The organism is Haloplanus vescus, from assembly GCF_900107665.1.
GTDB classification, from domain to species: Archaea; Halobacteriota; Halobacteria; order Halobacteriales; family Haloferacaceae; genus Haloplanus; species Haloplanus vescus.
Window position 1 is genome coordinate 58,735 of the sequence record NZ_FNQT01000007.1, and the last position, 12,606, is coordinate 71,340.

General features: G+C 62.6%; 12 protein-coding genes and 2 tRNA genes. 11 read left to right on the forward strand and 3 right to left on the reverse strand.

Annotation, left to right across the window (positions count from 1 at the left end):
- Window positions 1-12 precede the first annotated feature (12 nt).
- The 4 genes from BLU18_RS14240 (at window position 13) to BLU18_RS14255 (ending at window position 4,244) form a co-directional block, all read left to right on the forward strand.
- Complete coding sequence (locus BLU18_RS14240; protein ID WP_092636064.1) at window positions 13-1,461, forward strand: heme-binding protein; 1,449 nt, start codon at window positions 13-15, stop codon at window positions 1,459-1,461.
- A gap of 68 nt (window positions 1,462-1,529) precedes the next feature.
- Entirely contained in the window at window positions 1,530-2,429 is a 900-nt protein-coding gene (locus BLU18_RS14245) for an acyltransferase (RefSeq protein ID WP_092636066.1), read from the forward strand.
- Between the two features lie 31 nt (window positions 2,430-2,460).
- Window positions 2,461-3,540: a PQQ-dependent sugar dehydrogenase gene (locus BLU18_RS14250; protein ID WP_092636068.1), complete on the forward strand. Its 1,080-nt coding sequence runs from the start codon at window positions 2,461-2,463 to the stop codon at window positions 3,538-3,540.
- A complete protein-coding gene (locus tag BLU18_RS14255) occupies window positions 3,540-4,244 on the forward strand; it encodes an Nmad3 family putative nucleotide modification protein (RefSeq protein ID WP_092636070.1) in 705 nt (234 codons plus the stop codon). Before BLU18_RS14250 ends, BLU18_RS14255 begins: the two co-directional genes overlap by 1 nt.
- Here BLU18_RS14255 and BLU18_RS14260 read toward each other — a convergent pair.
- Both BLU18_RS14260 and BLU18_RS14265 read right to left on the reverse strand, forming a co-directional pair.
- Window positions 4,235-5,356 (reverse strand): M48 family metalloprotease, encoded by a 1,122-nt coding sequence (locus tag BLU18_RS14260; RefSeq protein WP_176791262.1) that lies wholly within the window; start codon window positions 5,354-5,356, stop codon window positions 4,235-4,237. The genes BLU18_RS14255 and BLU18_RS14260 overlap by 10 nt on opposite strands.
- A gap of 142 nt (window positions 5,357-5,498) precedes the next feature.
- A tRNA-Gly gene (locus BLU18_RS14265) sits at window positions 5,499-5,569 on the reverse strand.
- Between the two features lie 86 nt (window positions 5,570-5,655).
- Here BLU18_RS14265 and BLU18_RS14270 point away from each other — a divergent pair.
- The 4 genes from BLU18_RS14270 to BLU18_RS14285 all read left to right on the forward strand — a co-directional run bounded on the left by BLU18_RS14270 (window position 5,656) and on the right by BLU18_RS14285 (window position 7,699).
- On the forward strand, window positions 5,656-5,913 hold the full coding sequence (locus tag BLU18_RS14270) for a hypothetical protein (RefSeq protein WP_092636072.1): 258 nt from the start codon (window positions 5,656-5,658) through the stop codon (window positions 5,911-5,913).
- Between the two features lie 100 nt (window positions 5,914-6,013).
- On the forward strand, window positions 6,014-6,871 hold the full coding sequence (locus BLU18_RS14275; RefSeq protein WP_092636074.1) for an NAD+ synthase: 858 nt from the start codon (window positions 6,014-6,016) through the stop codon (window positions 6,869-6,871).
- A gap of 61 nt (window positions 6,872-6,932) precedes the next feature.
- Window positions 6,933-7,586, forward strand: a complete 654-nt coding sequence (locus BLU18_RS14280; RefSeq protein ID WP_092636076.1) for a DUF7114 family protein — start codon at window positions 6,933-6,935, stop codon at window positions 7,584-7,586.
- Between the two features lie 41 nt (window positions 7,587-7,627).
- Window positions 7,628-7,699: transfer RNA gene (locus BLU18_RS14285), tRNA-Thr, on the forward strand.
- Window positions 7,700-8,092: 393 nt separating this feature from the next.
- On the opposite strand, the gene BLU18_RS14290 is transcribed toward BLU18_RS14285, so the two are convergent.
- Window positions 8,093-8,866 (reverse strand): NAD(P)-binding domain-containing protein, encoded by a 774-nt coding sequence (locus BLU18_RS14290; RefSeq protein ID WP_092636078.1) that lies wholly within the window; start codon window positions 8,864-8,866, stop codon window positions 8,093-8,095.
- A 216-nt stretch (window positions 8,867-9,082) separates the two neighbouring features.
- Here BLU18_RS14290 and BLU18_RS14295 point away from each other — a divergent pair, with 216 nt between their 5' ends.
- The 3 genes from BLU18_RS14295 to BLU18_RS14310 all read left to right on the forward strand — a co-directional run.
- Window positions 9,083-9,442 (forward strand): winged helix-turn-helix transcriptional regulator, encoded by a 360-nt coding sequence (locus tag BLU18_RS14295; protein WP_092636080.1) that lies wholly within the window; start codon window positions 9,083-9,085, stop codon window positions 9,440-9,442.
- Window positions 9,443-9,985: 543 nt separating this feature from the next.
- Window positions 9,986-11,581: a hypothetical protein gene (locus tag BLU18_RS14660; RefSeq protein ID WP_143025283.1), complete on the forward strand. Its 1,596-nt coding sequence runs from the start codon at window positions 9,986-9,988 to the stop codon at window positions 11,579-11,581.
- A 207-nt stretch (window positions 11,582-11,788) separates the two neighbouring features.
- Window positions 11,789-12,606 (forward strand): surface glycoprotein (locus BLU18_RS14310; RefSeq protein ID WP_218124121.1); only part of this gene is annotated, 818 nt, incomplete at its 3' end.

Consider the following 12,606-nt stretch of genomic DNA (forward strand, 5'->3'; position numbering starts at 1 on the left):
CAACAGCGACTCATGCGCGAGCCACCCCAGACTGACGAAGGCTGGTACGCACTGCACGACTTCCGTCGCGTCGACTGGTCGGCGTGGCGCGACGCCCCCGAACGGGAGCGCGACCGGGCCGTCGAGGAAGGTGTGGAGTACCTCCAGCGCCACGAAGCCGTCGATGACGAGGACGGTGCCTCCGCCGTCTTCGCCATGGTCGGACACAAGGCCGACCTGCTCATCGTCCACCTGCGCCCGACGCTGGATGCCCTCTCGACCGCCGAACGTCAGTTCGACCGCACGGCGCTCGGCGCCTTCACCGAGCAGTCTACCTCCTACGTTTCCGTCACCGAGGTCAGCGGCTACGTCTCGGACGCCTACTTCGCCGACGACGAAGAGGAGGTCGACACCGGCCTCAAACGCTACATCGAGGGGAAGCTCGAACCAGAGATTCCGGACGACCAGTACGTCAGTTTCTACCCGATGAGCCGGAAGCGGGGCGAGCAGGACAACTGGTACGACCTGCCCTTCGAGCGCCGCCGCGAGATGATGGAAGAGCACGGCGAACACGGCCGCGAGTTCGCCGGACAGGTGAAGCAAATCGTCGCCTCCTCGGTCGGTCTCGACGACTGGGAGTGGGGCGTGACGCTCTTCTCCGAGGACCCGACCGACCTCAAGGACATCGTCTACGAGATGCGCTACGACGAGGCGAGCGCCCGCTACAGCGAGTTCGGCCCCTTCTACGTCGGGCGGCGCTTCCCGCCGAGCGACCTGCCCGCCTTCCTCGCGGGCGAGGACGTGCCGACGGGCGAGGACGGCGGTCACGGCCACGGTGGGGGTCACGCTCACGGCGAAGGTGACGACCACGCCCACGGCGACGACGAGGGTGACGCGGACGGCGGCATCCGCGGCGAACTCGAAGACCTGAACATCTACGCCGGCCAGCCCCACGGCGAGGACGTGTACGCGACGGTCCTCTACTCCGAGGCCGACGCCGACGAACTGTTCGAGGAGGTCGACGGCCTGCGGTCGAACTTCGACCACTACGACACCCACGAGATGACGGCGGTGTACGACGCCCTCGAACGCGACCGGCGAGCGGTCGTGAGCATCTGGGAGACGGCGAGCGCTGCCGACACCGCCGCGGGCTTCCTCTCCGAACTCCCCGGCATCGTCAGTCGGGCGGGCGAGGAGTCCGGGTTCGGCACGATGGGCATGTTCTACACGGTCAAACCGGACCATCGCGAGGACTTCGTTGACAAGTTCGAGACGGTCGGCGACCTGTTGGCTGAGATGGAGGGCCACGGCGAGACGGACCTGATGATCAACGTCGAGGACGAGAACGACATGTTCATCGCCAGTCAGTGGCGCTCGAAAGACGACGCCATGGGCTTTTTCCGCTCCGACGAGTTCGCGGACACCGTCTCGTGGGGGCGTGACGTCCTCGCGGACCGACCGCGGCACGTCTTCCTCGCGTAAGCCCGCGCCGTCCCGCGGGCCGCGCACATCCGAACCCCTTTGGGGACTCCTGACTTACCACGGCTGAAATGACGAAGCGACACGTCTCGCTCCCCGCCGAGGCCGACGACGGGGTCGGCGAGTTCATCGACCACGTCGACGAGCGACTTTCCTCGGACGAGGACACCTGTGCGGTGGTACAGGACGTACTTATCGACCTGTTCGGGGACCGCGAGGCGTACGAGCGCTGGCAGAACGGTGGCGACGTCTCGCCCGCCGAACGCGTCCGCCTCCAGGGTTACGACCCCTGTAACGCCACGCTCGAGAGCGAGTACTACGCCGAGAAAGACGAGTCCCGCTTCCAGCGCTCCAAGCACCTCCAGTGGCTCTGGCGGCAGTTCGACGCCACGCCCATGGCCGACAACGTCGAGTTCGCCCTCCGATTCCGGCGGATGCTCGCCGACCACCTCTTCGCCGACTGCGGCGACGACTGTCGATTCTTCAAGGGCATCACCTTCACCTACGGCCACAACATCTCCGTCGGCGACAACGTCGTCATCCATGACGACGTCCACCTCGACGACCGCGGGCAGCTGACGGTCGGCGACCGCGTCTCTATCTCCGACGGCGTCCACCTCTACAGCCACGACCACGACGTCGTCGACCAGACCGAGGTCAAAAACTACCACACGGTCATCGAGGACGACGCTCGCGTCACCTACGACGCCATGGTGAGTGCGGGGTCGAGGGTGGGTCAGAACGCCGTCGTCGGCGCCCGTGCCGTCGTGCAGGGCGACGTTCCCGACCACCACATCGCCGTCGGTATGCCCGCCAAGAGCGTCCGGGTCAAACCCGGCTGGGAGAACGTGGCCGAACCCCTCGAGGCGGGCGGTGAGAACCGCAAGGAGAAGCGCCGCATCGACTACGACCTCCCCGAAGACCTCGACGTGTTCGACGAGTTCCAGCGATCGCTCTCCCCGCCAGAATAGGCTTTTCACGCTCCAGCCCCGATGCTCGGCCATGGACAGACGACGCTACCTCGCCACGCTCGGCGTCGCCGCCGTCGCCGGCTGTGCCGGTGAGTCGGAGGACGGGGAACCCACGACGACACCCCAGTCGACGAGCGGCGACCCCACCGCAGAGGTGCTCGCCACCGACCTCGAAATCCCGTGGGGGGCCGCCTACCGCGACGGGACGCTCTATCTCACCGAGCGCCCGGGGCGTATCGTCCGCGTCGCCGTCGGGACGGTCGAACCGGTCGTCGAGTCCGTCGCGGGCGTCCGTCACGCCGGGGAGGGTGGACTGTTGGGTCTTGCCTTCCATCCCACCGACCCGGTCGCCTACACCTACCAGACCTACGAGGCCGACGACGGACTGGCGAACCGCCTCGTCCGCCACGACCTGACCGACGACTGGGCGCCGGAGTCACTCCTCACCGGGATTCCGGGCGCACACATCCACGACGGCGGGCGGGTGTTCGCCCACGACAACTCCCTGTTCGTCACCGCCGGCGACGCCTCGGTCGCTGACCAGGCGCAGGACCGCGACGTACTCGCCGGGTCGGTCCTCCGGGTGACCTTCGACGGCGACCCCCACCCCGACAACCCCTTCGACTCGCCGGTGTTCAGCTACGGCCACCGCAACCCGCAGGGCCTCGCCGTCCGCGACGGCGACCTCTACAGCACCGAACACGGCCCACAGGTCGCCGACGAGATAAACGTCCTCAAGCCCGGGCGAAACTACGGGTGGCCCGAGGCCCGCGGCCCGAGTTCGAACGCGCGCTTCACCGACCCCGTCACGAGTTACTCGCCGACCATCGCGCCCGCGAGCGCGACGGTGTACGACGGCCCCATCGAGGCGTGGCAGGGCGACTTCTTCTTCGGGACGCTCAAGGCCGAACACATCCACCGCGTGACCTTCGGCGACGGCCCCGACGGACCGACCGTCGCCGCCGAGGAACGACTGTTCGATGGCGAGTTCGGCCGGATTCGGACGGTGTTCACCGGTCCCGACGGACACCTGCACGCCGTGACGAGCAACCGCGACGGCCGGGGGTCGCCCGTCGACGCTGACGACCGCCTGATTCGGTTCACGCCCTGATGGCGCGGGCCGTCGCCATCAACGTCGGCGCGAACACGACGCTCCCCGGGTTTCGCGCCCCAGTTCTCCCCGACGGCCGGTTCGCGTACCTCCCCATCCCGGAGCGCGAACCTGTCGCCGACGAAGTGCCCACCTACGGCGACCTCTCGCCGGCGATCGACGTCGACCTCGGTGAAGTAGCTGACCGCCCCGTCCACCTCGACCCGGAGTTCGCGGGCGTCCACGGGTCGACGACCGACACCTACGGCGACAATCACGGCGTGAAAGCCGGGCCGCTCTCGACGCTCGACCCCGGCGACTCGCTCTTTTTCTACGCCACGCTCTCGCTCCGGGGCGACCCCGCCGACGCGCCCGACTTCCCTCCCGAGTGGGGCGCCTACCTCATCGGTGAGTTTCGGGTCGAGCGCGTCTGCTCCGGCGAGGAATATCGCGACGACCCCGCCGTCCGCGAACGGTTCGCGAGCAACGCCCACGCCAAGCGCGAGTCGTTCGACGCCGAGGTGTTGGTGGCCGGCGGGCCGGGGTCGCGGCTGTTCGACCGTGCCGTCCCGCTGAGTGCCCCCGATGCCGGGGCGACGGCGGGGTCGTTCGTCACCGACCTCTCCAGCGACTCGGGGAAGGGACCGTGGTGGCGGCGCGTGCTCCGCTACGACGCGGACGCGACGGCGCGACTCCGGGCCGTCGTCGACGAGCGTCAGCCCTGAGCGACGCTATTCTCGCTGGCCCGCGTTCGGAGGCGGTCGATTCGGTCGCCGAGTGGGACGTTCGTCGAGAGCGGGTTCGGGACGCGTCGCCGAGAGGGGTCCATCCCGTGCACGTCGGCGTAGCGTTCGAGGGCGTCGGCGACGGCGTCGGCATCCACTCGCTCCGCGGCCACGTCGTCCGCCCGTCGAATGCATCGGCGCGTGTACCAGAAGCCGACGACCGTGACGAGAAGCGCCGCGCCGAGTAGCAGCCAGCGCCGTCGTGCGCCCGCCACGGCGGCGACGAGTGGGACCGCGGCGAGGATGACCGTCGCGATGCGCGCCGCGAGGAGATGCGTGCGGACGTGCCCGGCCTGTATCGCGAGGAGAGCCGTCGCCGTCGCGTCGTCGAAGCGGTCGAGGAAGGTGGTCGTGACGAACAGCCGTCGGTAGCCTGGCGGGCCACGGACGTGGACGTTCGCCGTCTCCGCGTCGTCGGTGTCAAGCGCCACGGCGTCGCGCACGTCGAGTCCCGCCCGCTCTCGCAGGGTCGCGAGTCGGTCGCGCGTCTCGCTATCGAGGTCCGTCGTCGACCGAATCAGCGGGATGAGCCACGGCGCACCGCCGACGCCGACGACGAGGAGGACGGCGAAGACGCCGACGAGTTCGAACGGCCCCACGCCACCGCCCTGGAGCGGCGCGATGGCCACGGTCACGAGCACGCTCATCCCGACGACGAACCGGGCCATCTGTCGCAGCGCCGTGGCCGTCGAGAGGTCGATGTCGCGAACGGCACAGACGCCGCGGACCGTCGGTCCGTAGGCACCGAGCCCGACGACGCCCGCCGCGAGCAGCGTCACGAAGTCCGCGAGATGCGTCGCGACCGGTGCGCCCACCCCCAGCGCGGCGCTGACGGCACCGCCGAGGCCGAGGAGTGCGAGGGCGCCGTAGGCGAGGAGGGCGTAGGGAAAGAGGACGCCCACGTAGAGGAGTCGGTACTTCGAGACGGGGTTCGAAAGCCGTCGCGCGACGGCGCTTCCGACGGCGCCGACGACGACGCCGACGACGAGGAGGACGACGAACGTCACTGCTGGCGGGCCGAGCGACGGCGGGGCAGACTGGAGGGCGAACACGGGCCGTGGTCGGACGGCGCGATACAAAAATCGCGGGGACGGGTTGCTCCGGGACCTCGCCGACGGCAAACGACCTCCGGGAGTGCGTCGTCCGGGAATTGAACCGGAGCCAGACGGTCACCCTCGATTCGTTCGGCAGAAATGCGCCGTCCGAGAATTGAACCCGGGCTAGTGGCTTGGGAAGCCACTGTCCTACCACTGGACCAACGGCGCTCGCAGGCGAATTTTTCCCGCGACCCACTTGAACGTAGCGTTTCGGCGAACGAACTATACCGTCCCGCGCCCTACCGTGACACGGTATGACGGGGACACAGTCGTTCGCGGTGTATCTGACCGAGGAGGCGTACCCCGACGACGGCGAACCACTGCAGGCCGACGCCATCGACTTCTACGATTCGGGGCTCTGGGTGTCTCACGGGGGCGAACGCGACTTCTTCCCGTACGAGCGCGTCGTCCGCGTTCGCGAGCACACCGACGACCCGCCGACCGGCGAGCGTCGCGACGCCGCGAGCGGGGCCGCGGGCGCCGTCGACGACACCGAAATTAACGTGGAGTGAACTGGCGGCTCGGTCGCTTCCGGACCCACAGGCCGGACGTGCGTCCACCAGAACGCCACGACGCGAGGGTATTTCAACGCGGCAGGCGTATCGCTACTCGATGAGTAACGAATCCGTCATCGTGGAAGCGTCGGCACCGCTCGACCTCCGTCTCTCGGACCCGGAACTGGAGACCGCACGCGAGCACATCACGGACTTCATCCAGTCGACCGTGGACGGCGCCGGCGCCGACGGGGCCGTACTCGGACTCTCCGGCGGCATCGACAGCACGCTGACCGCCCACCTCGCCGTCGACGCCCTCGGCGCGGACCGCGTTCACGGCCTCGTGATGCCGAGCGAGGTGAACACCGCCGACAACATGAGCGACGCCGAACGCGTCGCCCGCGACCTCGGCATCGACTACGACGTCATCGACATCGGTCCCATCTACGACGCCTTCGTCGAGGCGTTCCCCGGCGACACGACGGCGACGGACATCGAGACGGACCCGCTTCGGACCGCCGCCGGGAACGTCCGCGTGCGGATTCGGGCCGTCCTCAACTACTTCGTCGCCAACGCGGAGGGGCGGGTCGTCCTCGGCACCGGCAACCGGAGCGAGACGCTCACGGGCTACTTCACGAAGTACGGCGACGGCGCCGTCGACTGCCACCCCATCGGCAACCTCTACAAACAGCAGGTTCGCCAACTTGCCGACCACCTCGGCGTTGAGGAAGACCTCGTGACCAAGACGCCCTCCGCGGAGATGTGGACCGGCCAGACCGACGAGACGGAGATGGGCCTGGGATACGACACGCTCGACGCCATCCTCGCACTCCACGTCGACGGCCCGCTCTCGAAGTCGGCGACGATTCGCCACCTCGACGTGACCGCCGACCAGGTCGAGCGCGTCGTCGAGCTGTACGAACGGAGCCGACACAAGCGCTCGATGCCGCCCGCACCCGAGCCACTCCACCTGTAGCGGCCGTTCGCCGACGGTCGTTTCCAAAGGTCTTTGCCCTTCCCTCCGCTACCGAATGCTAATGGACGACGCCGTACGGGCCCGGCGTGCCGCCACCGACGCGCTCGCCGACATCGAACCCGAACGGCTCCGCGAGGTGCTTCGCGACCGACTCGCGGACGCCTCGATGACGCCCAGTGTCTTGACGCTCGTGAGCGCTCGCACGCTCGATTCGGCCGTCGACATCGACCCCCTCGCCGAACGCGCCGCGGGCGTCCAACTCATCTACGAGGGCCTGCGCCTCACTCGCGTCCTCGCCCACGACGAACCGTGGACCGACGGCGACGCGGACGCCGAACGCGCCGACCTCGATATCCTCGCCGCCGACGTCCTCGTCTCTCGGGGCTTCTACCTCCTCGCGCGCACCGAGACGGCCGAACGCGCCGTCGAAGTCGTTCGCGCCTTCGGCCGCGACCAGACTCGCCGCCGCGCCGACGACGCCGACACGGCGGCGCTCGACCGCAACCTCGAAGCCGACGTGTTCGCCCTCGCCGTCGCCGCCGGGACGACGGCCGTCGGCGTCGCGCCGGGGGAGGACCTCCTCGACTACGCCTCTGGCCTCGCCCGGGAGTTCGAGGGCGAGTTGCCGCCGCCGGACGCCGCCCTCCCGGAGACGACGCCCGACCGCATCCTCGCGCTGACGGACGGCGACGCCGCCCCGGCCGCCGACCCGTAAATCGAAACCAATAAAGTCGCCTCCGGCCAAGCGGAAGACGCGCCTGGGTAGCTTAGCGGTAAAGCGCGTCCTTGGTAAGGACGAGAGCCGGGGTTCAAATCCCCGCCTAGGCTCTTTCCTCCGTACACTCCTTGTACGCACATTTTACGGATTTATCCGACCCGAACACAACGCGGTCAAAACAGCCGTGTCTCACTAAATAGTGGCTGTCACGCCGTCCTGCGATTCATTTAATTGTCAGGACACACAAACTAAGTCGCAGACTGCGGCGGGTTAGACCCAAAATTGACCGGGGACGCATCCCCTCAGGGACACACCTGATTTCGCTAATTCGCACTCACAGAGGAATGAGTGAAGCGTAGTCAGGAATGTGATAGAAAATCCCTCGATGCGGTGATCAACTGCTAACTACAGGAGAAGATGTTACCGGACTGCTATTCATCTTCCTGATAGCTGTCAGAAATGGGAGAGCGATCAGTAACTATCGGGAGCTGTAACTGGCACTCTCACTCAAGGTATTGACTGATGAGTTGCTCCGACCCCTGTTGAAGCTGTTCCGAAAGCGATTCCTCACTCATATCCAGTTCATCGGCCAGCTCTTGAACTGTGATTTCCTTCGAGGGGTCGTAATAGCCGTGTTCATACGCAGCCACGGTCGTTTGGAGCGCTGCTAACCGTGTCCGAGCCTCGCTCGCCGTCATCGGTTCGGTGTAGATGGGCGACCCCGGCTCGATGTGGCGACCCCCCTCAGTGAGTGGGCCTGCGTCCACGGGAGCGAAGCCAATATCTTTGATGAGGCCTGCCACGACCTCCTTCGCTTCCTCATCATCCCCCGCGAGAAAGATCGCAAGCCGGTCATCTAAATCGGCATCTGGCCGTTGTCCGTCTCGGAGGGTCTCCCAATACGTCTCGTTGAATGCCTTGACTACACGGGAGTCTTCGAGATGTTCTGCGATGGTATCCGTATGTGTCTCCGCTAAGTCCATCATCCCGTCACGTGCCGGGTAGTAGTTTGCCGCACTGATCACGATTTTGCCGCTAAGGGCGTCCGCAGGGAGGGATTCATACGCACTGAAGGGAATCGCCTCCATGGCGATGTCTCCAAAGTCGGCGGCCTCAGAGACTGTGCCTGCTTGCGCGTTCGGGCCAAGTTCGTCAACGAGGTCGGTGAGTGTTTCTGGCCCCCGAGAATTACTGATCATTACTTCATGCCCTGCGTCAACGAAGTGCTGAGCGACTGTCCCGCCAATATTGCCTGCGCCGATAATTCCAATCTTCATTGAAGGTTGCTCGTTCCAGTCCTACGAGCGGCGGCGTGAAAAGCTACCAACTTAGAAGTGTGGTTGCTACTACCGATAGTGGAAGTAATGGAACTGAATCACTAATTTCTCCCTTGAATTAGACCCGGAGGTACGTTGCCGACTTGACCTGTAGAATCCACGGTTGAGGATACAGTTTTTCGGAACAGCCATAACTACGAATCTCGTAGTGGCTGTATGAGCGAGGCTACTGTAAATCAGGAGTCAACAGGGAGTGAAGCGGTTGATGAGAGGACACTCTTTTCACTTCTCGGGCGGGCACATACCTTAGCAATCCTCAACGAGTTCGTCTCCAAAGACGGGCAGTCAATTCGTTTCGGCGTGCTTCAAGACACGCTCGAACTGTCGCCGAATACACTCTCCCGGCGACTCGACGAACTTGTCGAAGCTGGGTTCCTTGAACGAACACAGTATGACGAAATTCCCCCGCGAGTAGAATATGAGCCGACGGAGATGGTAGACGATCTCGCGCCCGTTTTTCAGAAACTGGAGATATGGATGGAACGGCATGGTTCAGATCAACTGGAGTGTTTCTGAGAATCAATAGTTCCCAAAGCCGTTAGCTGAAACCTATTCGGAAGTCAATAATGATGGGGTCGCACACCTACTTATCGGCTGTTTCAGTAGGAAAGGCATCAAACTAATAGAATTACAATAGAGTCAATCGCCTCGATGAAGGGAGCTATTCAGCTGAACCACTCAAACCCCACAAAATTCTGATGTGACGAGTAGGGCAACACTTACCCGAACACGTTTGTCGATTTCTTGCGTCCACAGACGGCATACGAGGCCGAATACCCAATTCTTTTATAAGTAGATTGCTAATAGAGAGATGAGAAGCGCGCAAAGTGGACATTTGCGGCAAAGGTAGCCGCTTTCAGGGCCGAAGGCCCCTCGGTAAAGCAAGTCCTTGGTAAGGACGAGACCCCGGATTCAAATTCCGGCCTAGGCTCTCACTCCTTCGAAATCTGCTGTTTATTCTGGATCGTGATATTCGTCTGTTTGACGGATACGGAAGTTAGCCACACCATTGATTAATCGAAAAGATTGTAGCACTTACTGCGATAGTGGCTGCTATACGTGGTTCGTACGTTTGTATCGGAGAAAGAACTTGCCCGCACCTATGGGCCTGATTCGGGCTGGGAAACTGTCAAGCAATACCGCGAGGCAAAACGGCTGTCTGACGAACAGTCTGGCTTGGCACGCGCCGAAATCGCTCGCCGTGTAAATCGCCCTCCGAGTGCCATCCGTGGCTGGCTTGTTGAGGGGAAGACTCCTCGCGTTGTACAAGCTATTCGAACCGCGCGAGATCGTGGTTGGGTCGATATCGACTCAGAGTCCGAGCAATTTCGCGCGCTCAATCAACTCGTCGCCTGGGTCTATTCTGGCGGTGGTATTCAGGCCGACCACATGACTCCGTATTTTTCGGTTGACGATCCTCTCACGGTTAGTACTCTCACCCACCTCTTACGCTGGCTTGATATTCCCTATCGATACCGAAATCCAGACGAGCCCGATAGCGGGCGTGAGATTATTCCTAGTGATGGCGGGTCACTACTAGGACGCGTACTGTCAATTTTGGGCACACCTGTTGGTGTCAAAGCAATTCAGGATCTCGATTTGCCACTGTATCTGTTTGGTGTTTCTGAAGAGCATCGACGTGATTTCGTCCGTGTTCATCTCCTGAACCGCGGGAACTTTGCTGACGGAAAGGCCGGCACGAATCTCCACGTCCCGACTGAGGATTTCTGTCACGATTTGCAGGCACTGTTCGACGATGTGGCCGATGGTTCCGCAACGATCAGCGACCAGCAGTTTCTGTGGATCTCGGCTGCTACTGTTCGTGACCTAGCCGGCTCGACCCCGATCCGATCAGCGCTCGCGACACAGCTCGCCCACGGGACGCTCCAACCTCCCACGGATAGGGCCTTTGCTTCGACGTATCGTCGGACTAATACTCCGAGTGGCTATGGTTATTTGAAACTCTACCAGCAAGTTCGGGATTCCGAATCGGCTCCTGAATCTGCATCTCAATATGTTTCACGAGGTACGATTCGGAACTGGCGCCAGGGAACCAAGCCCTACGTTCAGACTGGGATTGAGACCGCTCACGAGCGGAAGTGGCTTCCGGCTGTCGATAGCTCGGCAATCGGTCTCACAGCCTTGTTAGCGTGGGTACTTGCCAGCGGTACTCTCCGGGATACATACTATCCTGTCTTTCGCTGTCCAACTGATACTCATCGCGCGCGCTTTGATTCAATCGCTACGACTGTTGGATTCCCCTATGACTTACTTAAGCGTGGCTCCGATCAGAATACTGAGGCCCGTCCCAGTGAATTCGGGAGTAGTCTAGGTCGATACCTGTATGCGCTCGGGGCAACACGGGGGAATGATGACTTTAGTGACGTGCTGATCCCGCCGTATCTTTTCCATCACACCGCGCACGCGAAGTGCTTTGTCGAGATTTGGTGGCTACATCATCGGATGGAAGATGATAGATCTACGATCTCGATTCCCTCCCGATTTGGTGATTTGTTTCCCTCTGTTTTTGAGGGGCTTCTCACAGATACCCTCAACTATGCCGTCGAACGCAACGGGCGACAAGTGTACATCCCTAATCTCGATGTTTCTGTAGACGAAATTCTGGATTGCTTGCCGGACACTTCCGAATCTTAATGAACTCTTTCGTCCACAATTCTTGTGAGCCTGTATCATGCCCTTAGAGGCACTCTCTAAGCAATTCTTGATCCACTATACCAGAAAGCATTTAATATATCGAACAGTCATATCCAATACCCCTACCAGTGGCTGGCGCAGTACCAGACCACAAACTTGGCATGAAAGGATTCCCTTGGATTGCCACTGCAGAAAACAACGCAAAACATGACAGACTATAACGGCAAAGTTCGCGCAGTCGTCTTGGCCGCGCTTATGGTGTTTTCCGTCTTCGCGGGCACCGTAGCGCTGTCGGGAACGGCTGCTGCGAACGTTAGCAGTATTTCCGGTCAGAGTGCACAGGATCTGGTAGCTGGCCAGACCTCTGTCACTCAGGAAGTAACGTATTCAACAACAATTCCTGGCGACACGACCCCTGAGACCTACACGCTGGATGCTGATGCATACGAAGGAACCAGTAGTGCGACGATTCAGGATGTCAGTGTCAGCCTGAGAAATGCAGATGACGAGCTTAGTGTCGGTACTGTAAGCGAGTCCAGCGGTGATTACAATATTGACATCCAGGACTCCGGTACTGACGGTACGACTCACTCCTTCACTCTTGTCCTTACCATCACACAGGACACCCAAGGTGCCTCGACTGGTACGTACGATCTCACCCTTAGCGCCGCAAGCGGCGCAAGTAGTACGGTGAGCTTCGATATTACCAGCCTTAGCAGCAACTCCGATAAGCGTGCTGGGAACGCAGCTGGTAGTGGCACCTTCGACACCTACGACGGTGAAGGATACGTCTTCGACGGCGCGAACGTCTACCAAGGCGAGTCCGACATCGAACTTGGCGGTTCGATCTCGGGCGGCGTCGTGAAGACGGCCGGTAACGACGAGGGTGTCACCCTCGAAGTGCCGGACATCCCGCAGGACCAGGCAACTGGTCGCTACACGACCAACGGGAGCAACAACGCCCCCGGTGTGACCGTGCAGCGTCCGCGTGTCACCACGCTCGACGTCAACAACCAGTACGGTGA